This window comes from Citreicella sp. C3M06 (assembly GCF_018860705.1).
In the GTDB taxonomy this organism is placed as follows: domain Bacteria; phylum Pseudomonadota; class Alphaproteobacteria; order Rhodobacterales; family Rhodobacteraceae; genus Salipiger.
This window is the reverse complement of the sequence record NZ_JAHKQA010000105.1, coordinates 61,827-82,908: the sequence shown is the minus strand read 5'-3', so window position 1 is coordinate 82,908 and position 21,082 is coordinate 61,827. Positions and strand designations below refer to the sequence as shown.

The window sequence follows — 21,082 nt, the reverse complement described above, 5'->3', positions numbered from 1 at the left end:
TAGTGGGCTGATATGGCGAAATTGCGGCGGTGCGTTGCAAGGCTGCGTCAGTCGTTCACAAGCGCGCGCGGCTTGGGCCCCCCCGTCGCCCAGTCGAGCAGTTCGACCGTATGCACCACCGGCACGGCTGTGCCCGACCCGATCTGCATCATGCAGCCGATGTTTCCAGCGGCGATGATGTCGGGGGCCTTGGCCTCCAGCGTGCGCAGCTTGCGCGCCTTGAGCTGTCCCGAAATCTCGGGTTGCAGCAGGTTGTAGGTTCCGGCGCTGCCGCAGCACAGGTGGCTGTCGGCGGGCTCGACCACCTCGAACCCGGCGGCGCGCAGCAGCGCCTTGGGGTGATCCTTGATCTTCTGCCCGTGTTGAAGCGAACAGGCGGCGTGATAGGCGACGCGGATGGCGCCCGTTGTCGGCCGCTCGGGCGCAATGTTGATCCCGGCGATCTCGTCGCGGGCCAGATTGCGGGGCGCCGCCGGGGCCTCTGGCATCAGCTTTGCCAGCAGTTCCGAAATGTCACAGGCCAGCGCCGAGACCTGCGCCGCCTCTTCCGCCAAGGCCTCGGTGCGGAACATATGGCCGTAATCCTTGACGGTGGTGCCGCAGCCCGAGGTGTTGATGACGATGGCATCCAGCCCCTTGCCAGCCTTCTCGGCCATCCATGCGCGGATGTTGGCGGCGGCAGAGGCGTGGCTTTCGGCCTCGCGCCCCATGTGATGGGTCAGCGCGCCGCAACAGCCCGCGCCCTTGGCCACCACCACCTCGCAGCCCAGACGGCGCAGCAGGCGGATGGTTGCATCGTTGATGTCGGTGTTCAGCGCCTTTTGCGCACAGCCGGTCATCAGCGCAACGCGCATCTTCGGCGCGGTTTGGGGTGCAAAGCTTTGCGGGTCGTCATTGCGCGACACCGGCGGGATGCGCTTGGGCGCCATTTCAAGCATGGCGCGCAGCCGTGGATCAGGCAGGAACCGGGCAAGGGGCCGCCCGACCTTGGCGCCCAGCAGCGCCAGCCGGAACCGCCCGGGGTAGGGGATGATCCGCGCCAGCAGCCAGCGCAGCGCCCGGTCGGAAAACGGCCGCTTGTAGCGCTTTTCGATATAGGCGCGGGCGTGGTCGACAAGATGCATGTAATGCACCCCCGACGGGCAGGTGGTCATGCAGGCAAGACAGCTCAGGCAGCGGTCGATGTGCTTGACGGTGCGCGCATCTGGCTTGCGATCATTCTCGAGCATGTCCTTGATCAGGTAGATACGGCCCCGCGGCGAATCCAGCTCGTCTCCGAGCACCTGATAGGTCGGGCAGGTGGCGGTGCAAAAGCCGCAATGCACACAAGCGCGCAGGATCTCGTTGGCGCGGGCGGTGCCGGGGTCGGCCAGTTGCGCGTCGGTAAAGGTGGTCTGCATGTCGCGAACCTCTGGTCAGGGAACAAGGCTGCGGGCGGTGGCGAGCCCGAACCAGGGAAGGGTGGTGGCCAGCAGGCCAATGATCATGGTCCAGCGCTGCCGCGCCGTGCCCAGCCTGCGCCGCGTGGTCACCGCCAGCAGCGCCACCGCCAGAACCCAGGCCAGCCACAGCATGGCCAGCGCGCTCAGCATCCAGCCGCCAGCCTGCATCAGCAGCGCCGCCACCACGCTGGCCACCGTGGCCAGCGCCAATGACAAAAGCACGCGCAACGAGTTGCCGTATTGCAGCAACAGCGCAAACAGCAGCGGCCCGGCCACGAAACAGGTCACAAAAACCGCGAGGGCCGGAGCGCTCATGCCATGAGACCGGGGTTGAGAATGCCCCTCGGGTCGAACCGCGCCCGCAGCCCCTTGGCAATCGCCGCAACGGCCTCCGGCTGCGGCGCAAAACGTGGTTGCGACGCGCCGCGCACCAGCGTGGCATGGCCGCCGATCCCGGCCAGCGCTGCACGGGCATCGGTTCCGGTGGGCAGCAACGCCCAGACCAGCCCGCCACCCCAATCCAGCAGCAGATCGCCGCCCAGCCGCGCCGCCACCTCGGGCGCATCCGACGGCTTGCACGAAATCCGCCAGACATCGCCGGCGCGGCCATGAAACGGCGCAACGTCACGAATGCTGCGCCAAGCCTCTTCAACCGCCACTACGTCACGCTCGATCCACCCCGCCAGCAATGCCTGCAGCCGCTCGGCGCGATAGCCAACGCTGCGCTCGAAGCCCTCGATGCGCAGCAAGGTCCGCCCGGCCAGCGGATCATGGGCCGCCCCGGTCACATCGAACGCCGAGCCAAGCGCTCGCGACATCGCCGCCACCGCCTCGGCCACCGAAAGCCCCTCAAGCACCAGCATCGCCTGCGCGGCGGGCTTGGGTAGCACCTTGAATGCCACCTCGGTCAACACCCCGAGCGTGCCGAAACTGCCCGCCATCAGCTTCACAAGATCATAGCCGGTGACATTCTTCATCACCCGCCCGCCATTGGACACCACGCGCCCCGCGCCATCGACAAACCGCACGCCTAGCATGTAATCCCGGCAGGCCCCCGCCTGAATGCGCCGCGGCCCCGAAACATTGGCCGCTGCCATGCCGCCAACGGTGGGAACGCCATCGCTCTCAAGCAGGCCGCGCGCATCCATCGGCTCGAACGGCAGGCGTTGACCCGCGCCCTCAAGCACCGCTTCCACCTCTGCCAGCGGCGTACCCGCCTTCGCCACCAGGGTCAGCGCCCCCGGCTCGTGCAAGACGATGCCCGACATCCCGCCGGTCTGCAGAACCTCGCCTGCGCCGCTCAACCCGCGCGTGCCGCCGCCGCAGATCCGCACAGGCCCACCCGCCGAGGCAATCATCCCGGCCAGTTCGTCTTCACTCGATGGTCTCATGTTTCTTCTGGCCTCAAATATCCCGGGGGGAGCCGTAGGCGGGGGGCAGCGCCCCCCCCTCCCGCCGCGCCGCAATCACTCCGCCGCGATCCGGCGCGCTTTGCTGGCCGCCAGCGGAAAAACCTTCGCCGGGTTCAGCAACCACTTCGGATCGAACACATCCTTCACCGCCATCTGCGCCTCAAGGTCGTCGGGGCGATATTGCACGCCCATCAGGTCGCGCTTTTCGATGCCCACGCCGTGCTCGCCGGTCAGGCAGCCGCCCACCTCGACGCACAGTTTGAGGATCTCGGCGCCAAGCTGCTCGCACAGCTCGAGCTGCCCGTCCTGATTGGCGTTGAACAGGATCAGCGGGTGCATGTTGCCATCCCCGGCGTGGAACACATTGGCGACCTTCAGCCCGTATTCCGCCGACAGCTCGCCGATCCGGCGCAACACGCGCGGCAGTTCGGACACGGGGATCGTACCGTCAAGGCACATGTAATCGTTGATCTGCCCCATCGCGCCAAAGGCGCTCTTGCGGCCCAGCCAGATGCGCCCGGCCTCTTCGGCGTCCTTTGCCTCGCGCAGCTCGACCGGGTTGTGCCGCCGCGCGATCTGCAGGATCAGGCCAAGCTGCTCGTCGATCTCGGCATCCGAGCCTTCGACCTCGACGATCAGCAGCGCCTCGCAATCGGGGTATCCTGCCTTGGCAAAGGCCTCGCAGGCGACGATGCAGGGGCGGTCCATGAATTCGATCGCCACCGGCAGCACGCCCGCCTTGATGATGTCCGACACGCATTCCCCGGCGACCTCGTTCGAGTCAAAGCCCATCAGCACCGGCCGAGCGCCCTCGGGCTTGCGCAGGATGCGCAGGGTCGCCTCGGTCACCACGCCTAGCTGGCCTTCGGAACCGCAGACCACCCCCAGCAGGTCCAGCCCGCCCGCATCCAGATGCGCCCCGCCCAGCTCGATCACCGTGCCATCCATCAGCACCATGGTCACGCCCAGCAGGTTGTTGGTCGTCACGCCGTATTTCAGGCAATGCGCCCCGCCAGAGTTCATCGCTATATTGCCGGCGATGGCGCAGGCCAGCTGCGAGGACGGGTCGGGCGCGTAAAAGAAATCATGCTCTTCCATCGCGCCGGTGACCGACAGGTTGGTGCGCCCGGTCTGCACCCGGATAAAACGGTTGTCGTAATCGGTTTCCAGCACCTCGTTCATTCGCGCCACCCCAAGGATCACGCAATCCGCCGTCGGCAGTGCGCCGCCAGCCAGCGAGGTGCCCGAGCCGCGCGGCACCACCGGCACGCCCATCTCGTGGCATAGCGCCAGCACCGCCGAGACCTCTTCGGTCGACGATGGCAGCACGGCACAAAGCGGCGGGCAGCGATATGCCACCAGCGCGTCGCATTCATAGGCGCGGGTCTCGACGGGATCGTCGATCACCGCATCGGGCGGAAGCACCTGCCGCAATCGCGAGACGATCTCGGCCTTCAGCGACAATATGCGCTTGCTCGGGTCCGGCATCTGCATCGGGTGGATCCTCCTTCGCCGTGAGTGGCGCCAGTATTGGTAAAGTCTTGTAACCAATTTGGCCATGCTCGGAAAGAACTTTTCCGCGCTCCGCGCCGTGACGCCCCTTGCGCAGGCGCATAACCCCGGCCATCAAGGGCCCATGGATTGGGTCAAGATCATACATCTTCTTTGCGTGATGGGGTGGATGACCTCCATCTTCGCGGTGCCGCGCGCGCTGATCTACTGGAAGCGCGAATACACCCGGCTACAGGCGTTTGGCCCGCTGGGCGATCTGACGGTGCGGCTGTATCGCTTTTCGGCAGGGCTGGCGGTGATCGCGGTGATCACCGGGCTGGTGCTGGCCGATTTCTGGTCTTGGGCACCTTGGGTGCATCTCAAGATCGGGCTCGTGCTGTTGCTGGCGCTGCATTACGGCTGGACAGGTCGCCTGGTGATGCAGGCGCGCAAGGGGGTCTTTCCCGACTCCGATCTGTTCCTGCGGATCTTCAACGAGGTCAGCGTCCTTGGCGTGATCGCGATCCTCTGGGTCGTCGTCGCCAAGCCGTTCTGAGCATGGACTGGGTTATCCGCCTGTCGTATTTCTCGGTGCTGGACGGGATCGCCGTGGCGCTGCTGGTGCTGGCATGGCTCGGCTCGTCGCGGATCATCGAGCACCCGCCGAAATCGCGACCGTCGGTGTCCAAGCTGATGACGCGCTACCGGCGGGCATGGATGGTGCATTTCGTCACTCGCCAGCCGCGCATCTTCGACAGCCAGATCGTCGGCTCGCTGCGGCAAAGCACGGCGTTCTTTGCCTCGGCGGCGATGATCGCCATATCGGGGCTGTTCGCGCTTCTGGGCGATGCCGACCGCTTGCGGGGCGTGGCGGGGGATTTCGCCGATGCCGACGCGCCGGTGATCGTCTGGGAGGTCAAGCTGTTCCTGACCTTGCTGTTCGCCGCCAACGCCTTCTTGAAATTCGTCTGGTCGAACCGGCTGTTCGGCTATTGCTCGGTGATGATGGGCTCGGTGCCCAACGACGCGTCGGACTTGGCCTATCTGCGCGCTGCCAAGGCCGCCGAGATCAACATCTTTGCCGCGCGCAGCTACAACCGGGGCCTGCGCTCGGTCTATTTCGGCATCGCCAGCGCCGCGTGGCTGCTGGGGGCCGAGGCGCTGGTGCTGGCCACCGGGGTCACCCTGCCGGTGATCCTGCGCCGGGAATTCGCCTCGCAATCGCGCGAGATCCTGATGCAGGATGAGCCCAAGCTCTGAAAGGCTTGCAAATCCCCAGGTGAAGCATTTGCGTGCACATAATCACTCACGAGGACACCATGACCACTGATCCCTTCTTCCACCCCGTTTCCGGCATGGATCTGCCGCGCTTTGCCGGCATCCCGACCTTTATGCGCCTGCCGCTGGTGCAGCCCGATCACGACCGTTTTGCCGAGGTCGATATCGGCCTTGTGGGCGTGCCATGGGACAGCGGCACCACCAACCGTCCCGGCCCGCGCCATGGCCCGCGACAGCTGCGCGACGCCTCGACGATGATCCGCGCCCAGCATGCGGTGACCGGGATGCGCCCGTTCGAAACCGTCGCCTGCGCCGATCTGGGCGATGTCGGGCCGAACCCGGTCGATATTCTCGACAGCATGGAACGCATCACCGCCTTCTACAACAAGATGAAGCGGGCCGGCATCCGGCCGCTGACGGCGGGGGGCGACCATCTGACCTCGCTGCCGGTGCTGCGATCGGTGGCGCGCGACGATGCGCTGGGCATGGTGCATTTCGACAGCCACACCGACCTGTGGCACAGCTATTTCGGCGGCCAGCTTTACACCCACGGCACGCCGTTCCGCCGCGCCGTCGAAGAAGGGCTGCTGGACCCGAAGCGGGTGGTGCAGATCGGCATTCGCGGCAGCATGTATGACACCGAAGATCGCGATTTCGCCGCCGCCAACGGTATCCGCATCATCCCGATCGAGGAATTCCACGCCCGCGGCGTCGCCGATGTCATGGTCGAGGCCCGCGAGATCGTCGGCACCGCGCCGACCTATGTCAGCTATGACATCGACTTCGTCGACCCGACCTTTGCCCCCGGCACCGGCACCCCCGAGATCGGCGGGCCGAACAGCTATCAGGCGATTCAGGTCGTGCGCGAACTTGCCGGGCTGAACATCGTCGGTGCGGATATGGTCGAGGTGTCGCCGCCCTTTGACCAGACGGGCGGCACCGCCTTTCTGGGCGTGACCATCATGTTCGAGCTGCTCTGCGTCATGGCGGGCAATTCGGCGGGCAAGTAAGACAGCGCCGGGCGGTCAGTCGTTGTCGACCGCCCGGATCAGCTTGCGTTCCAGCACGCGCAGCACGGTCCGCAGATCCTGCCCGCGCTTGAGCACCTGCCCCTCGGGGCCAAACACCGCGTACATGCCTTGCTTGCCGCGCAGCTTGGGGTGTTTCTCGATCCGGTACATCGGGTTTTCGGCGGTGCGCCGGAACACCGCGAACACCGCGCGATCCTTCAGCGAGGAAATCCCGTAATCGCGCCATTCTCCGGCGGCGACCATGCGGCCATACAGTGACAGGATGATATTCAGCTCGGGTCTCTGGAAGGCGACGACCTCTGGCGAGGCCGCGCCCCGACCCGGAAAGGGGGTGAGGCTGTTCATCCTATGAAGCTGCGCCCGGTTGGCACACAAATCAAGCCCAAGCTGCGCGGCGGGCGGGCAATTGCATGGGGTTGTCCATGATCGGGATCAAGAGCGGGGCAGTGCGGGGCAGGCCGAGTCGCCCTTTCCAAAGGCCGTGAGCAACCGCCAGCGCCAAACCAGAGCAAAACAGCGTGATCGCGGCGGGCCTTTAAACGCGTGCGAACAGCGCAAATTGTCGCAGAAGGTGCACGTTGAGGGCATCTTTTTTCAAGCCTGCGTGAGTTTTTCACCTTTGGCGCCAGATGTGGCGATCCGTCGCAGCGCTACCTTGGCGCGGCGGGGCTAATTGACGCCTGCAACCCTTGCTCCGGACTGCCTGCTCCTCCCCCTTGCTGGCGGCGTTCCCGGACTAACAAGAGGCCGAAACATTGTTTGCTATCAAAAAACCGCTACTGGCGGCACTGGGCGCCTTGGCGCTGTCCGGGTGCCAGTATGACGTGCTCTTTCCGCACGGCTGGGTTGGTGAGCAGCAGCGCGACCTGCTGATCATCTCCACTCTCCTCATGCTGATCGTGATCGTTCCCGTGTTGATCATGGCGGTCTGGTTCCCGCTCAAGTATCGCGCCGACCGCGAGGACATCTCGGATTACGATCCCGATTTCGAACATTCCAACAAGCTTGAAGCGGTGGTCTGGGGCGTTCCGATCCTGATCATCATCGCGCTGGGCTGGTACACTTGGGTCTATACGCACCGGCTTGACCCCTATGCCGCTCTGCCCACCGAGGTTTCCGAGCAAGAGCCGCTGCGCGTGCAGGCGGTGTCGCTCGATTGGAAATGGCTGTTCATCTACCCCGATTACGGCGTCGCTTCGGTCAATGAACTGGCGATCCCGGCCGGGCGTCCGGTGGAATTCTCGCTGACCTCCTCGACCGTGATGAACACCCTGTCGATCCCCGCGCTGGGCGGCATGGTCTATTCGATGGCCGGCATGGAAACCAAGCTGAACCTTATCGCCGGTCAGCAGGGCACCTATGCGGGGCGGTCTGCGCATTACTCGGGGCCGGGTTTTGCGGGCATGATCTTTGACACGCTGGCCATGAGCAACGCCGAGTTCGACACATGGGTTGCCGAGCGCCGCGACGGCGGCGAAGCGCTGACCCGCGCCAGCTATCTCGAGCTGGAAAAGCCGACCATGAACGCGCCGGTGCAATATTACGGCAGGGTTGAGGACGGTCTGTTCGGCCGGATCGTCGAGCTGTGCGTCGAAGAGGGCAAGGTCTGCATGGGCCACATGATGATGCAGGACAAGATGGGCGGCGGCGGCCTTGCGGGCATTCCCGATGCGGCGGCCTACAGCCACGACCGCGCCCGCACCATCGACGGCTTTGGCAACCTTGTCGAACTGCCGCCGCTGGAAGGCCACGGTGCCCACGGCGCCGGTCACGATGGCCATGATGGCCACGATGCCGAGCACGGCAGCGACCACGAGGCGCTGAACACAACCGAAACCCGGAACTATGTTCTGGCGCTTGATTCCAACGCACTTTGCAGCCCCCTCGGGGCCCAGACGGAGGCACAGACGAATGGCATCTGAGCAACCAGCAGAAACCTTCTCGCCGATCTTCGGGCGTCTGACGCTTGACTGGATCCCGATCCACGAACCGATCCTGATCGGCACCTTCGCCGGCGTTGCACTGGGGGGGCTGATCTTCCTTGCGCTGATGACCTACTTCAAGCTGTGGGCGCCGCTCTGGAACAACTGGGTGGTCAGCATCGACCACAAGAAGATCGGCATCATGTACATGGTGCTTGGCTTCATCATGATGGTGCGCGGCTTTGCCGACGCGCTGATGATGCGCGGCCAGCAGGCCATGGCCGCCGGTGGCAACGAAGGCTGGCTGCCGCCGCACCACTACGATCAGGTGTTCACCGCGCATGGCGTCATCATGATCTTCTTCGTGGCGATGCCTTTCGTGACCGGTGTGATGAACTATGTCATGCCGCTTCAGATCGGTGCCCGCGACGTGGCCTTCCCGTTCCTGAACAATTTCTCGTTCTGGATGACGGTGTCGGGCGCGCTGCTGATCAACGTCTCGCTGTTCATCGGTGAATTCGCGCGCGTCGGCTGGCTGGCGTTTCCGCCGCTGTCGGGGGCGAATTACTCGACCGGGCCGGGGATGGATTACTATCTCTGGGCGCTACAGATCGCGGGCGTGGGCACCACGCTGTCGGGCATCAACCTCATCGCGACCATCCTCAAGATGCGCGCGCCGGGGATGAAGATGTTCGACATGCCGATCTTTACCTGGACGGCGCTGATCACCAACGTGCTGATCGTCGCCGCCTTCCCGGTGCTGACGGCCACGCTGGCGCTGCTGACGCTGGACCGCTACCTTGGCTTCCACTTCTTCACCAACGACTTTGGCGGCAACGCCATGATGTATGTGAACCTGATTTGGATCTGGGGGCACCCCGAGGTCTACATCCTGATCATTCCCTGCTTTGGCATCATCTCGGAAATCGTGTCGACCTTCTCGGGCAAGCCGATCTTTGGCTACCGCACGATGGTCTGGGCGACCGCCTGCATCATGGTGCTGTCCTTTATCGTGTGGCTGCACCACTTCTTCACCATGGGGTCGGGCGCAAGCGTCAACACCTTCTTTGGCATAACCACGATGATCATCTCGGTGCCGACGGGGGTGAAGATCTTCAACTGGCTGTTCACCATGTACAAGGGCCGCGTGCGGCTTGAAGTGCCGATGCTCTGGGTGATCGGCTTCCTCGTGACCTTCACCATCGGCGGCATGACCGGCGTGATGCTGGCCATCCCGCCCGTCGACTTCCAGCTGCACAACACGCTGTTCCTCATCGCCCACTTCCACAACGTCATCATCGGCGGCGTGGTGTTCGCGATCTATGCGGGCGTGACCTACTGGTGGCCGAAAGCCTTTGGCTTCCAGCTCGACGAGAAATGGGGCAAGCGCGCCTTCTGGGGCTGGTTCATCGGCTTCTACGTTGCCTTCATGCCGCTTTACGCGCTTGGCCTGATGGGCGTCACCCGCCGGATGAACAGCTACCCTGACGCGGGCTGGCAGCCGTATTTCATCATCGCCGGCATCGGTGCGCTGATCATCCTGTTCGGCATCCTGTCGACCTTCATGTGCTTTGCCGTGTCGATCATGAACCGCAAGAAGCTTGCCTGCGGCAACGATCCTTGGGATGCGCGTACGCTGGAATGGGCGACCCAGTCCCCGCCGCAGCAGTACAACTTTCCGCAGGAGCTGAATGTCACCGGACGCGAAGCGTTCTGGCACATGAAGAAGGCCGGCTTCAAATGGTCGACCGACTATGCGCCGATCCACATGCCCAAGGACACCGCCACGGGCGTCGTCATCGCCGGTATCGCGTTTGTCTTCGGCTTTGCCATGGTCTGGTACATCTGGTGGCTGGCGATCCTGACCTTTGTGGCGATGATCGCCGTCGGCATCGCGCATACCTTCAACTACCACCGCGACTACTACATCCCCGTGGATGAAGTGCGTCAGACCGAAGCGAAAGGAGCCCTCACATGAGCACCGTGACCTCTTCGGCGGGCAAGTCGATCGTCGAGCCTCTGGCCGACGAGCCGATGCACCACGCAAGGCCCACCAGCGGCCATGAGACCGACCATCAGCACCACAGCCCGACTCCCATCGGGTTCTGGATCTACCTGATGAGCGACTGCATCATCTTTGGCGCGCTGTTCGCCACCTATGCCGTGCTGGGCTACAGCTATGCCGGCGGACCGGCGCCGATAGACCTGTTCGAGCCGGGGTTCGTGGCGATGGAAACGGCGCTGCTGCTGTTCTCGTCGGTCACCTTCGGTCTCGCCATGCTGCAGGCCGACAAGCAGAAGGTGGACGGCGCGCTGATGTGGCTTGGCGTCACCGCGCTGTTCGGCATCGGCTTCATCGCGATGGAGGTGTATGAATTCAACCACCTCATCCACCTCGGGGCGGGGCCTGACCGCTCGGCCTTCCTGTCGGCGTTCTTTGCGCTGGTGGGCACGCACGGTCTGCACGTGACCTTTGGTCTGGTGTGGCTGTTCACGCTGATGGCGCAGATCAAGATGCACGGCCTGATCCCGGCCAACATGCAGCGTCTGGGGACGCTGTCGATGTTCTGGCACTTCCTTGATCTGATCTGGATCGGGGTGTTCTCGTTTGTCTATCTCGTGAGGCTCGTCTGATGGCTGATCATACCGCACATTCGCACGGCACCATGGGCCAACTGATGATCGGCTTCGCGCTCGCCGCGATCCTGACCATCATCCCGTTCTACCTGATCATGGCCGAAGTCGACCTGCCACGCACCACCCTGATCGCTTGGATCATGGGCCTTGGCGCGGTGCAGATCATCGTGCATCTGGTGTTCTTCCTGCACGTCAACAAATCGGCCGAGGAAGGCTGGACCCTGTCCGCCACGATCTTCTCGGTGGTGATCCTTGTGATCGTTCTGGCTGGCTCGCTCTGGGTCATGCACAACATGAACGAGAACATGATGCCGATGCACGAGATGGATCAGCAGATCGAACAGATGAAGAGCCTTCAGTCCCAGCAGGGCTGACTTCTTTTCCGCACGTCATTCGCCGGGGCCGTTCGCGGCCCCGGCTTTGTTTCGAGGACCTCAGCAAGATGACCCTCCGCCTCATCATCGTATCGCTTCTGGCCGCCGTGTTGCTGGCCTGTTTCGCCGCGCTCGGGACATGGCAGGTTCAGCGCCTCGCGTGGAAGCTTGATCTGATCGAGCGGGTCGACGCGCGCATCCACGCCGATCCGGTGCCCGCCCCGGCCTTCGATGCGCCCGTGGCGCGCGATGCCGACGAATACCGCCGGGTGAGCGTGACCGGCAGCTATCTCAACGATGACGAGGTGCTGGTCTATACGCCGTCCGATTTCGGCCCGGCCTACTGGGTGCTGACCCCGCTGCAACGCGCCGACGGCAGCATCGTGATGATCAACCGGGGCATCGTGCCCCAGCACAACGGCGATATCGCCGATTTCGACCACATCGATGGCGAGACCACCGTCACCGGCCTGCTGCGCATCTCGGAAGCCGACGGCTGGCTGTTCTCGCGCGAGAGCAACCCGGACGAACAGCTCTGGTATCGCCGCGACATCGGCTCGATCACGCAGGCCAAGGGCTTTGAGCGGGCCGCACCGTATTTCATCGACGAAGAGCTGACAGCCAACAGCTGGCCGCGCGGCGGGCAGACCGTGGTGTCGTTCCGCAATTCGCACCTGAGCTACGCCATCACTTGGTACGCGCTCGCGCTGATGGTGATCGGCGGTTACGGCATGCTGCTCTGGCACGAAATTCGCCACAAAAATTGAAGTTTTGGGCGCGGCTTGCGGGCCGCGCCTTTGACAAGGCCTCGCCCAGCTTGACTGTGCGGTTGATCGTCTACACCGTCAGCAGATTGTATATCCGGACCTGACAGATGCGCCTTTCGAAATTCACCGACTATGCCTTGCGCGTCTGTCTGTATCTCGCGGCCCATGAGGGCAGGCTTGTTTCGATCTCGGAAATCTCCCGGGCGCATGAGGTGTCGCAAAGCAATCTGATGAAGGTGGTGAACCAGCTTGTCGATCATGGTGTGCTGCAAAGCACGCGGGGCCGGTCTGGCGGGGTAATGCTGGCGCATTGCGCGTCGGACATCCTTGTCGGTCAGGTCGCGCGCAAGATGGAAGGCGATGCTGCGCTGGTCGATTGCGACAGTTGCATCCTGCGTGGCTCTTGCGGGCTGGTGCGCGCCCTGCGCGAGGCAAAGGACGCATTCTACGCCAATCTCGACAGGGTCACGCTGCGCGATGCTGTCGGGGCGCATCCGCGCACGCTGGATATTCTGCTGGGTGCAGGGGCCGCCCACGCGCCCTGACCTTCGAATCCCGATCAAAGCAGCGCAATTCGACGCGCAGGTCGGGCGCGGATCATTCTTGGGTTGCACAAAAGCAGCGCTGATTTCCAATTATCGCCATCTAATTGTGCGCCTGACGGGTCGAGAAGGTGTTTTTCTTCCCGCGCCAGCGGGCGGCTGCGATCTTTTGTTGCGCGGTTGAATCATTCTTCGTATCAGAATGTTTAACGAGAGGCGGTGTCGCCTCTTATTAGGCCGCAACGGCGCGGCGATTTCCGTCAAATACCCGAATGCGGCTCCGCAGCAATGAGGCTGCCCGCGCACTGATCCGTCAGTCTGCGAGTGCTTGTCTGCGTCCACGTTCAAATCCTGACCGAAACCGCTGCGACCGGGATCTTCCGGTTCGCCAGAGCCCGAGGACCAGTCATGTCCAAACCACGTCTTGTGATCATCGGAAACTGCATGGCCCCAGTCCGGATGCTCGAGCAGCTGCTGGCGCCGGGCGCGGCGGCCTATGACATCACCATCTTCAACGCCGAGCCCCGGGGGAACTACGATCGCATTCTGCTTTCGCCGGTGCTGTCGGGCGAGAAGACATTTGCGGACAGCGTGATCCATGACGATGCTTGGTATGCGGCGCAGGGCATCACCCTGCACAAGGGCGAAAAGATCGTCGAGATCTACTGCGCGGCCCGCAGCGTTCGCGCGCAAAGCGGCCGGTCGGCCAGCTATGACAAGCTGGTGATTGCGACCGGGTCGTCGTCGTTCATGACCCCGGTGCCGGGGCGCAATCTTCCCGGTGTGCTGGCCGACCGCGATCTGAATGACGTCGATGCGACGCTGCGACAGGTCCGCAGCGGCGGCCGCAACGTGGTGATCGGGGGTGGCCAGCTACAGCTCGAAGCGACCGCCGGTCCGAAGGCACAGGGCAGGCCGGTGACGGTGGAGAACCTGATGGAACGCCAGCCCGATGCCTCTGCCGCCTACCCTCTGCAAGAGGAGCTGGAATCGTGCGGGATCGATCTCCGCTGCGGGGGGAATGACAAGGCGATCCTTGGCCGCGACAAGCTGGTTGGCGATGTCAGTGTTGGAGCGTGGTGCAGCGACCTGCTGAGATCAGGCGTGAGCTGTGAGCGCCACGGCGCGCTGACCATCGCCGTCTTCCGCACTTTGGATGACCGCATCTTTGCGCTGGAGGATTGCTGCCCCCACAAGGGCGACCTCTCAGCAGCGGCAACGTGCATGGGGGCTGCGTGACATGCCCGCTGCACAACTGGGTGATTTTCCTCGAAACCGGCGCCGCGCAGGGCGCCGATGACCGCCGTCCCGTCCGCATCGGTGGCCGGGACATCTCTCTCGAACCGAACCTCGACGCCTGACTGGTCAGGCCACCACCCCTCGAAAGGACTTTAGACATGTCGTATGTCATGCCCAAGGAATTCGCGGCCAAGATGGTCGATGCCGGCGAATCCAAGATCTTCATGGCCACCAAGGACACCCTGATCCGCTCCTACATGGCGGGTGCCATTCTGGCGCTTGCCGCCGCCTTTGCCGTCACCATCGCGGTGCAGACCGGCAATTTCCTTGTCGCCTCGCTGCTGTTTCCGGTGGGCTTCTGCCTGCTGTACCTTATGGGGTTCGACCTGCTGACCGGGGTGTTCACCCTTGCGCCGCTGGCGGTGCTGGCCAAGCGTCCGGGCTGCACATGGAAGGGCGTGTTCCGCAACTGGGGGCTGGTGTTCTGCGGCAACTTCGCCGGGGCGATGACCACCGCCGTGCTGATGGCGATCGTCTTTACCACCGGCTTTTCCGCCGAACCCAACGAGGTCGGTCAGAAGATCGGTCAGATCGGCGAGGCCCGCACGCTGGGCTATGCCGCCGCCGGGGGCGCAGGTCTGCTAACCGTCTTCGTGCGCGCCGTGCTGTGCAACTGGATGGTGTCGACCGGCGTGGTTGCCGCGATGATGTCGACCTCGACCTCTGGCAAGATCATGGCGATGTGGATGCCGATCATCGTGTTCTTCTACCTTGGCTTCGAACATTCCATCGTCAACATGTTCCTGTTCCCCAGCGGTATCATGCTGGGCGGTGAATTCACTTGGGCCGATTATTTCATCTACAACGAGATCCCGGTCGTGGTGGGCAACCTTGTCGGCGGCCTGACCTTTGTGGGCGGCATGATCTACGCCACGCATTTCCGCGAAAGCCCCAAGCGCGGCGCCGCGCGCAATGACGACGCCGCTGTCGTGCCGGCGGAATAGCTCCGACCTCCCTGACTGGGGTCCCCTTCGGGGGCCCCTCTTTTCGCCGAGCGAGGCCATCCATGCCACGGGATATGACGACAGACCGGCTGGAGGCCGTGATCGGCCAATGCGCCTCTGCGGGCTGCAAACCGCTGATGCAGGATTTCCACGGCGCGCGGGTTCCCGAGGGCGATGCGCTGATGCTCAAGGGCATCGTCCTTGCCGTGGCCGACGGCATTTCCAGCAGCCAGACCAGCGGCGTCGCTGCCCAGAGCGCGGTCAGGATGCTGCTGTCCGATTACTATGACACCCCCGATAGCTGGACGGTAAAGACCGCCGCAAGCCGGGTGCTTCAATCCGCCAACGCCTGGCTTTACGGGCAGAACCGGACGCTGGCGGATCTGGACAGCGGCATGGTCTGCGCCTTTGCGGCGTTGATCCTCAAGGGGGGCGCTGGCCATGTGCTGCACGCGGGCGATGCCCGGGTGGCGCGCTATGCCGATGGCCTGCTTGATCCGCTGACCGTCGATCACCGCTCCGGCGAGATGCTGGCCCGCGCGCTTGGCGCGGCCGAGACGGTCGCGCTCGATTATCGCCGCGTGCCGCTACGCGCTGGCGATGTCTTTGTCCTGAGCACCGACGGGCTACACGAGCATATCAGCGGTGCGGATGTCGCCCATGCCCTGACCCTGCCTACGCTGAACGATGCCTGCCGCGCATTGGTCGATACGGCGCTGAGCCGGGGCAGCGCCGACAACCTGACGGTGCAGATCTTGCAGGTGACCCGGCTGCCGCAAGAGGCTGGCCTGCCTGAAACCACCGCGCTGCTGGTGCTGCCGCTGCCCAAACCGGGAGATACGCTCGATGGGCTGCGGGTGCTGCGTGCGCTCAGCCAGACGCCGCGCAGCCATGTCTTTCTTGCCGCCGACCCGGACGGGCGCAAAATCGTGCTCAAGATCCCGGCGTCGGAAACGCTCGAAAACCCCGCCGCCCTGCGCCGTTTCACACTGGAGGAATGGGTGGCGCGGCGGGTCAGCTCGGTGCATGTGATGCAGGCCGCCGATCTGCCGCAGCCGCGCTCGGGGCTATACGTCGCGATGGCATATCTGCCGGGGCGGACGCTTCGGCAACGGATGACCGACCATCCCGGCGCGCCGCTGGACAAGATGCGCGACATCGCCGGGCAGATCATCAGCGGCCTGCGCGCGCTGCACCGGCGCGAGATGATCCATCAGGACATTCGCCCCGAAAACATTCTGATCGACGAGGACGGCAGCGTGCGGATCATCGACCTTGGGTCGGTGTCTGTCGCCGGGGTCGAGGAGGCCGCCCCCGGTCTGCTTGGAGAGCTGCCCGGCACGTTGCAATACACCGCCCCCGAATACCTGTCGGGTGATGTGGTGAGCTGGCGGTCGGATCAATACGCGCTGGCAGTCATCCTGTATGAAATGCTGACCGGGCGGCTTCCCTACGGCGCGCAGGTGGCGCGCATCGCCACCCGCGCCGATCAGCGGCGGTTGCAATACGCCCCGGCCCGCAGTGACGACAACGCCGTGCCCGCCTTTGTCGATGCGGCGCTGCGCCGCGCGCTGCATCCGGACCCGCTGCGCCGTTACGATGCGCTGTCGGAATTCCTCGCCGATCTGCACCGCCCCGGCAGCGCCGCCCGCGCAGCCCACCACATTCCGCTGGCCGCGCGCGATCCGCTGCGCTTCTGGCAGGCGCTGACCATCATTCTCGCAGTGATCTGCGTGATTCTCGCCGCGCAACTTGCCGGCTGACCCACAGGAGGACAGATATGAAAGATCTTACGCCCGAGGAGTTCCTCGACAAGGAAGACGTCGCCGCGCTGATCATTGCCGCGAAAAAGCGCGGCAAGCTGACATGGGAAGGCATCGCATCGGGCATCGGCATGTCGCCGGTGTTCACCCATTCCGCCTGCATGGGGATGAACGCCTTTCCACCCGAAAAGGCCGCCGCGCTGGTCGAACTGCTGGGTCTGCCGGAGGAGGCCGCCGAGGTTCTGTCCGAAAGCCCGACCAAGGTGTTCGCCCAGACCGTGCCGACAGATCCCTGCATCTATCGCTTTTACGAGGTGGTCGGCGTCTATGGCCCGACGCTCAAGGCGCTGATCCATGAGAAATTCGGCGATGGCATCATGTCGGCGATCGACTTCGACATGTCTGTCGAACGCGAGCCGAACCGCAAGGGCGATCGCGTGGTGATCACCATGTCGGGCAAGTATCTGGCCTATAACAGCTGGTGACCCCCGAAGAATTTCAAAGGGCCGTGCCTTCTGCCGAAGGTGCGGCCCTTTTGCGTGCCGGGTCGTGAACTTGGTGCGGGTGAAGGGACTCGAACCCCCACGCCAAAGGCGCCAGAACCTAAATCTGGTGCGTCTACCAATTCCGCCACACCCGCCAGTTCGAGAGCTGTCCTATCAAAGCCGCAGAGCTTAGGCGAGTGGAAAATATGTGTTTCGAATTCGAGACTTTAACGCGACCTTTTCCGCGCCTGATGCAGAGTGAGCTGCAGTGAATAGCAGGATTGCGCCGATGAAACCGAATATGGTCCGGCGCGACAGCACCGATGTGTCAGGCGGGTCGCGCCCGGCCCGTCATGTGGTGTCGCCCGAAACCCTCAACGCGCTTGTCGCGGGCACCAATGTGCTGACGCTCGATGGCGCTTTGCCGGTCGAATATCTCGCCCCCGGCGATCGGGTGATCACCCGCAACGCTGGCGCGGCGACGCTGCTTGGCATCCGCCGCTATCGGGCGAGGGTGCGGCTGGTGGCGATCAAGGCCGGAACGCTTGGAAACTGCCGCCCCGACCGCGACGCGCTGTTGCCCGCCGGGCAGGAGGTACTGGTGCGCGACTGGCGCGCGGGGGCACTGTTCGGCGCTTCGCGGGCGCTGGCACCGGCGCAACGGCTGGTCGACGGGCAGTTCATTCGCGTCATCGGCACGCGCGAGGTCGATCTGGTCGAACTGATGCTTGACGGTCCTCATATCCTTTACGGTGACGGGCTGGAACTGGCCTCGGCGGCGGTTGTTCCCGCCTAACCCTGCGGGGTCATGCCCTGACGCGCCTTGAACCGCTTCAGCCCCAGATAGCGTTCGCGCAGGATGATCGCCACGCCAGAGGCGATGACGATGGACGAGCCTGCCAGCATCAACGGGGTGGGGACCTCGGCAAAGAACGCGTAGCCGATGACGATGGCAAACAGAATCGACGCATAGTCAAAAGGCGCCAGCAGCGCCGCCTCGGCCCCCTTGTAGGCGGCGGTCAGACAGATCTGCGCCACGCCCCCGATCAGCCCCGCCGCGATCAGCATCAGCGTCTGATCCAGCGGCGGCAGCACCCAGCCAAAGGGCAGGGTGACCAAGGACAATACCGTCGAGGTCATGGTGAAATAGAACACGATGGCCGAGGTCTGTTCGGTCGCGGCCATGCGCCGGATGTGGATCTGCACCAGCGCCCGCAGCACCGCCGAAACCATGACAAAGCCGATGCCCAGCAGCACCGCCTGATTGACCTCGGACAGGGTCAGCAGCGGCCACATCACCAATGCCACCCCCAGCAATCCGACCATCACCGCCGTCAATCGGAACAGCCGCACCTGCTCGCCCAGCAGGATCGCGGCGAAGATCACCGTCAGCAGCGGCGCGGCATAGCCTAGCGCGGTGACCTCGGGCAGTGGCAGCAGCCCCAGCGCGGCAAAGCTGAAGCCCATGGAAGAAACGCCCACAACCCCGCGCAAGACGTGTTTCCACAGGCTGTTGACGCGCAGCCCGGTGCGCAGGTCGCCGCGCCAGATCAGCCAGCCAAGGATCACCGGCAGCGCAAAGAAAGAGCGGAAGAACACCGCCTCGCCGGTGGGCACATCCGAGGCCTTGATCAGCGCCGACATGATGACGAACAGCACGACAGAGGCGAGTTTCAGCGAAATGCCGCCGAGCGGGGTCATGAGGGCCTCGTATGGTATACCAATTTGGCACACCATGGCGTGACAAGCGGCCGGGCGCAATCGTCGGCGTGCGGATCGCGGCCCGGCGCTTCAGCTGGTTTCGAGACAATGCCGCCGGAACGCCCGCTTGAGCATATCCAGCTCGGCGCGCAGCAAGGCCATCTCGGCGCGCAGATCATCGCCTGCCGCCTCTCCGGCGATCAGGGTGAAACTGTCAAGCTTTTCACCGCTCATTGCATCGAGGATCAGAAAGGTCTGCACCCCGTCGCCCACCGCCTGAACCGGCACCGGTACCTCGAGCGCCCAGCGACCGGGGGTGGTGCTTTGCGATACGGTGACACCGCGCACCGGCGCATCCTGAAGGGTGACCATGACTTCGGGCGGCGGGGCATCGGCGGTCCGCGCCACCAGCAGCCCTTGCCAGATGCCTTCGACAAAGCGGGTCTTGGTCAGCGAATAGGCGGGCATGTGTTTCGTCCTCAGAGTTCGGCGCGCGGGCGGCGGCTGAAGGTCAGATCGCGCAGGATCACCTGATTCATCTGCGGGCCTTCAAAGATCAGGTCCAGCCACATGCGATCGGCGCGTTTCTCGTTGAGCCGGGTATAGGCCAGATCGAATTCGATGCAGATGTCTTCTTCGTGCAGGGGCAGCTCGCGCACGATCTGTTCGGTGTTGGGGCCATGGCGGATGTTGAGCCGGGCAAAGATTTCCAGTGGTTTTTCCATCTCGACGATGGTGTCGATGCGGATGAGGTGCTTGCGCTGCAAACCCGTTGCCGCCTCGGTCGGCAGGTCGATGGCCAGCGACAGGTACGAGCCGTCGAAGTTCAGCACGTCAAGCCGTAGCCCATAGGCGGCAAGATCTGCCTCGCGCAGGTTGCGCAGCTGGCGCAGGGTGATTTCGGAGCGGGCGCAATCGTGGAACAGCGTCGCCTCGGCCCCAAGCATCGACTGGTTGGGCACCGAAGCGAGGCCGGGCACCGGCAGCGGTGCGCACCACAACTCGGGGCGCCAGGCCCAGTCGGCATCCTTGGGGCGCGCAAACGCCTGATTGCCGATGACCGGCAGCGCCAGCCGACTATCTGCGATGAACAGCAGCCGGTCTATGCGCGCCTTCAGTTTGCGCGCCGCTGCGCGTTGACGGCGCAGCACCCGCAGGTCGGCGGTATCGGCGTTGCGCGCGGCGCGCGACCACCGCCTGAGCGATGCCGCCGCGAGCGCGCGCCCGATCCACCCGTCTGTCATCCCTGCCATGGCCCGCCCTGCGTCTGTTTTTGTACCCTTATCCCCAAGATCCTTGAATTCGGTGAATGGTCAATCACCCCTTGGGGCTGAGCGCTCCGATCCGGTCGCGAACGGCGCGCAACATGGCGGCGCCCTCGGCCCCGGCAAGCGGGCTGCCCTTGCCGGCATAAAGCGCAAGCCCGACCATGCGCTGCCCTTGCAGGAAGGTGCCACGCCAATAGCGCGGATCGCCGTCTGCGATCACCTCGGTGCCGCCGCTGGCAAGATGCGTCAGGGTAAGCCCGCCGGATCGGATGCCGCCGATCATGCGCTGCCCCACCTCTTCCGCGAGGGCGGAAGCATCGGGCAGGGTTGCTTGTGGGGTTTGCTCTGCGACGGTGACGGTGACAACCATCGGCTCGACCATCGGGCCGGTGTCGTCGCCCGTCAGATTCCGGCAGGATGCGATCATGGCAAAGGTCCGGTCCGGTCCGCGCGGATATGTTTCGGGGTCGATGCAATAACCGGGCGGGCCCCCGACCACTACGGCCCCATCGGCAAGGCTGGCGGTCTCGATCCCGTCCCCGCGCGAGGCTGTCACGCAGCCCGCCATCACAAGAGCTGCGCCCAGAAAGGCAGAGTTCCGCAGCTGTCCCATCGTCTGTGTGCCCCCGTAACGTCTTGTAACACGTGGCAATAGCTGGGCAGTGCCCTGCGGACAAGTCCGGGGCTTGCGCCGGGCCGCGCGCCATGCGTGCAATGCCCGTATGC

Annotated in this window: 22 protein-coding genes, 1 tRNA gene and 1 pseudogene; 14 read left to right on the top strand and 10 right to left on the bottom strand. The window is 64.2% G+C overall.

The features are described 5' to 3' along the window. Window positions 1-47: 47 nt before the first annotated feature. The 4 genes from glcF to KO516_RS23790 all read right to left on the bottom strand — a co-directional run bounded on the left by glcF (window position 48) and on the right by KO516_RS23790 (window position 4,348). Entirely contained in the window at window positions 48-1,400 is a 1,353-nt protein-coding gene (glcF, locus tag KO516_RS23805) for a glycolate oxidase subunit GlcF (RefSeq protein WP_216006279.1), read from the bottom strand. A gap of 15 nt (window positions 1,401-1,415) precedes the next feature. Beyond that, on the bottom strand, window positions 1,416-1,757 hold the full coding sequence (locus tag KO516_RS23800) for a hypothetical protein (RefSeq protein WP_216006278.1): 342 nt from the start codon (window positions 1,755-1,757) through the stop codon (window positions 1,416-1,418). Then, window positions 1,754-2,833, bottom strand: coding sequence for an FAD-binding protein (locus KO516_RS23795; RefSeq protein WP_216006277.1), 1,080 nt, complete (start codon window positions 2,831-2,833; stop codon window positions 1,754-1,756). The genes KO516_RS23800 and KO516_RS23795 overlap by 4 nt, the downstream gene beginning before the upstream one ends. A 75-nt stretch (window positions 2,834-2,908) precedes the next feature. Beyond that, a complete protein-coding gene (locus KO516_RS23790; protein ID WP_216006276.1) occupies window positions 2,909-4,348 on the bottom strand; it encodes an FAD-linked oxidase C-terminal domain-containing protein in 1,440 nt (479 codons plus the stop codon). 142 nt (window positions 4,349-4,490) lie between these two features. Between KO516_RS23790 and KO516_RS23785 the strand changes: the two genes are divergently transcribed. Genes KO516_RS23785 through speB form a run of 3 tightly spaced genes read left to right on the top strand, consistent with a single transcriptional unit; the run spans window position 4,491 to window position 6,633 of the window. Further along, window positions 4,491-4,901, top strand: coding sequence for a CopD family protein (locus tag KO516_RS23785; RefSeq protein WP_216006275.1), 411 nt, complete (start codon window positions 4,491-4,493; stop codon window positions 4,899-4,901). A gap of 2 nt (window positions 4,902-4,903) precedes the next feature. Beyond that, on the top strand, window positions 4,904-5,605 hold the full coding sequence (locus KO516_RS23780; protein WP_216006274.1) for a DUF599 domain-containing protein: 702 nt from the start codon (window positions 4,904-4,906) through the stop codon (window positions 5,603-5,605). 59 nt (window positions 5,606-5,664) lie between these two features. Continuing rightward, on the top strand, window positions 5,665-6,633 hold the full coding sequence (speB, locus tag KO516_RS23775) for an agmatinase (protein ID WP_216006273.1): 969 nt from the start codon (window positions 5,665-5,667) through the stop codon (window positions 6,631-6,633). Between the two features lie 15 nt (window positions 6,634-6,648). Here speB and KO516_RS23770 read toward each other — a convergent pair whose 3' ends face one another. After that, window positions 6,649-6,999 carry a DUF2794 domain-containing protein gene (locus KO516_RS23770; protein WP_216006272.1) on the bottom strand — a complete coding sequence of 117 codons (351 nt, stop codon included), beginning with the start codon at window positions 6,997-6,999 and terminating at the stop codon, window positions 6,649-6,651. Window positions 7,000-7,409: 410 nt separating this feature from the next. On the opposite strand from KO516_RS23770, the gene cyoA reads away from it, so the two are divergent. The 10 genes and pseudogenes from cyoA (at window position 7,410) to cynS (ending at window position 17,387) form a co-directional block, all read left to right on the top strand. After that, window positions 7,410-8,576, top strand: coding sequence for a ubiquinol oxidase subunit II (gene cyoA, locus KO516_RS23765; protein ID WP_216006271.1), 1,167 nt, complete (start codon window positions 7,410-7,412; stop codon window positions 8,574-8,576). Next, complete coding sequence (cyoB, locus tag KO516_RS23760; protein WP_216006270.1) at window positions 8,566-10,554, top strand: cytochrome o ubiquinol oxidase subunit I; 1,989 nt, start codon at window positions 8,566-8,568, stop codon at window positions 10,552-10,554. Before cyoA ends, cyoB begins: the two co-directional genes overlap by 11 nt. Beyond that, on the top strand, window positions 10,551-11,210 hold the full coding sequence (gene cyoC, locus KO516_RS23755; RefSeq protein ID WP_216006269.1) for a cytochrome o ubiquinol oxidase subunit III: 660 nt from the start codon (window positions 10,551-10,553) through the stop codon (window positions 11,208-11,210). Before cyoB ends, cyoC begins: the two co-directional genes overlap by 4 nt. Next, on the top strand, window positions 11,210-11,587 hold the full coding sequence (cyoD, locus tag KO516_RS23750; protein ID WP_216006268.1) for a cytochrome o ubiquinol oxidase subunit IV: 378 nt from the start codon (window positions 11,210-11,212) through the stop codon (window positions 11,585-11,587). Before cyoC ends, cyoD begins: the two co-directional genes overlap by 1 nt. 68 nt (window positions 11,588-11,655) lie before the next feature. Continuing rightward, a complete protein-coding gene (locus KO516_RS23745) occupies window positions 11,656-12,354 on the top strand; it encodes an SURF1 family protein (RefSeq protein WP_216006267.1) in 699 nt (232 codons plus the stop codon). A gap of 107 nt (window positions 12,355-12,461) precedes the next feature. Beyond that, window positions 12,462-12,899: an Rrf2 family transcriptional regulator gene (locus tag KO516_RS23740; RefSeq protein WP_216006266.1), complete on the top strand. Its 438-nt coding sequence runs from the start codon at window positions 12,462-12,464 to the stop codon at window positions 12,897-12,899. A gap of 405 nt (window positions 12,900-13,304) precedes the next feature. Further along, window positions 13,305-14,257, top strand: a pseudogene (locus KO516_RS23735) (FAD-dependent oxidoreductase). A gap of 36 nt (window positions 14,258-14,293) precedes the next feature. Further along, on the top strand, window positions 14,294-15,139 hold the full coding sequence (locus KO516_RS23730; protein ID WP_216006264.1) for a formate/nitrite transporter family protein: 846 nt from the start codon (window positions 14,294-14,296) through the stop codon (window positions 15,137-15,139). Window positions 15,140-15,201: 62 nt separating this feature from the next. Further along, complete coding sequence (locus KO516_RS23725; protein WP_216006263.1) at window positions 15,202-16,902, top strand: bifunctional protein-serine/threonine kinase/phosphatase; 1,701 nt, start codon at window positions 15,202-15,204, stop codon at window positions 16,900-16,902. 17 nt (window positions 16,903-16,919) lie between these two features. Then, a complete protein-coding gene (gene cynS / locus KO516_RS23720) occupies window positions 16,920-17,387 on the top strand; it encodes a cyanase (RefSeq protein WP_216006262.1) in 468 nt (155 codons plus the stop codon). A 71-nt stretch (window positions 17,388-17,458) separates the two neighbouring features. Here the strand turns inward: cynS and KO516_RS23715 are convergent. Beyond that, window positions 17,459-17,542: transfer RNA gene (locus KO516_RS23715), tRNA-Leu, on the bottom strand. Between the two features lie 134 nt (window positions 17,543-17,676). On the opposite strand from KO516_RS23715, the gene KO516_RS23710 reads away from it, so the two are divergent. Further along, complete coding sequence (locus tag KO516_RS23710; RefSeq protein ID WP_216006261.1) at window positions 17,677-18,183, top strand: Hint domain-containing protein; 507 nt, start codon at window positions 17,677-17,679, stop codon at window positions 18,181-18,183. Here the strand turns inward: KO516_RS23710 and KO516_RS23705 are convergent. The 4 genes from KO516_RS23705 to KO516_RS23690 all read right to left on the bottom strand — a co-directional run bounded on the left by KO516_RS23705 (window position 18,180) and on the right by KO516_RS23690 (window position 20,969). Next, the gene (locus KO516_RS23705; protein WP_216006260.1) at window positions 18,180-19,088 is read right to left on the bottom strand and encodes a DMT family transporter; all 909 of its coding nucleotides are present in this window, start codon (window positions 19,086-19,088) and stop codon (window positions 18,180-18,182) included. The genes KO516_RS23710 and KO516_RS23705 overlap by 4 nt on opposite strands. A gap of 90 nt (window positions 19,089-19,178) precedes the next feature. Beyond that, a complete protein-coding gene (locus KO516_RS23700; protein ID WP_216006259.1) occupies window positions 19,179-19,556 on the bottom strand; it encodes a hypothetical protein in 378 nt (125 codons plus the stop codon). Between the two features lie 11 nt (window positions 19,557-19,567). Beyond that, a complete protein-coding gene (locus KO516_RS23695) occupies window positions 19,568-20,341 on the bottom strand; it encodes a DUF6478 family protein (RefSeq protein WP_216006258.1) in 774 nt (257 codons plus the stop codon). 64 nt (window positions 20,342-20,405) lie between these two features. Beyond that, complete coding sequence (locus KO516_RS23690) at window positions 20,406-20,969, bottom strand: dihydroxy-acid dehydratase (protein WP_216006257.1); 564 nt, start codon at window positions 20,967-20,969, stop codon at window positions 20,406-20,408. Window positions 20,970-21,082 lie beyond the last annotated feature (113 nt).

Coding starts and splice junctions, on each gene's coding strand:
- glcF (WP_216006279.1), bottom strand. CDS start 1,400: ATGCAGACCACCTTTACCGACGCGCAACTGGCCGACCCCGGCACCGCC.
- KO516_RS23800 (WP_216006278.1), bottom strand. CDS start 1,757: ATGAGCGCTCCGGCCCTCGCGGTTTTTGTGACCTGTTTCGTGGCCGGG.
- KO516_RS23795 (WP_216006277.1), bottom strand. CDS start 2,833: ATGAGACCATCGAGTGAAGACGAACTGGCCGGGATGATTGCCTCGGCG.
- KO516_RS23790 (WP_216006276.1), bottom strand. CDS start 4,348: ATGCAGATGCCGGACCCGAGCAAGCGCATATTGTCGCTGAAGGCCGAG.
- KO516_RS23785 (WP_216006275.1), top strand. CDS start 4,491: ATGGATTGGGTCAAGATCATACATCTTCTTTGCGTGATGGGGTGGATG.
- KO516_RS23780 (WP_216006274.1), top strand. CDS start 4,904: ATGGACTGGGTTATCCGCCTGTCGTATTTCTCGGTGCTGGACGGGATC.
- speB (WP_216006273.1), top strand. CDS start 5,665: ATGACCACTGATCCCTTCTTCCACCCCGTTTCCGGCATGGATCTGCCG.
- KO516_RS23770 (WP_216006272.1), bottom strand. CDS start 6,999: ATGAACAGCCTCACCCCCTTTCCGGGTCGGGGCGCGGCCTCGCCAGAG.
- cyoB (WP_216006270.1), top strand. CDS start 8,566: ATGGCATCTGAGCAACCAGCAGAAACCTTCTCGCCGATCTTCGGGCGT.
- cyoC (WP_216006269.1), top strand. CDS start 10,551: ATGAGCACCGTGACCTCTTCGGCGGGCAAGTCGATCGTCGAGCCTCTG.
- cyoD (WP_216006268.1), top strand. CDS start 11,210: ATGGCTGATCATACCGCACATTCGCACGGCACCATGGGCCAACTGATG.
- KO516_RS23745 (WP_216006267.1), top strand. CDS start 11,656: ATGACCCTCCGCCTCATCATCGTATCGCTTCTGGCCGCCGTGTTGCTG.
- KO516_RS23740 (WP_216006266.1), top strand. CDS start 12,462: ATGCGCCTTTCGAAATTCACCGACTATGCCTTGCGCGTCTGTCTGTAT.
- KO516_RS23730 (WP_216006264.1), top strand. CDS start 14,294: ATGTCGTATGTCATGCCCAAGGAATTCGCGGCCAAGATGGTCGATGCC.
- KO516_RS23725 (WP_216006263.1), top strand. CDS start 15,202: ATGCCACGGGATATGACGACAGACCGGCTGGAGGCCGTGATCGGCCAA.
- cynS (WP_216006262.1), top strand. CDS start 16,920: ATGAAAGATCTTACGCCCGAGGAGTTCCTCGACAAGGAAGACGTCGCC.
- KO516_RS23710 (WP_216006261.1), top strand. CDS start 17,677: ATGAAACCGAATATGGTCCGGCGCGACAGCACCGATGTGTCAGGCGGG.
- KO516_RS23705 (WP_216006260.1), bottom strand. CDS start 19,088: ATGACCCCGCTCGGCGGCATTTCGCTGAAACTCGCCTCTGTCGTGCTG.
- KO516_RS23700 (WP_216006259.1), bottom strand. CDS start 19,556: ATGCCCGCCTATTCGCTGACCAAGACCCGCTTTGTCGAAGGCATCTGG.
- KO516_RS23695 (WP_216006258.1), bottom strand. CDS start 20,341: ATGGCAGGGATGACAGACGGGTGGATCGGGCGCGCGCTCGCGGCGGCA.
- KO516_RS23690 (WP_216006257.1), bottom strand. CDS start 20,969: ATGGGACAGCTGCGGAACTCTGCCTTTCTGGGCGCAGCTCTTGTGATG.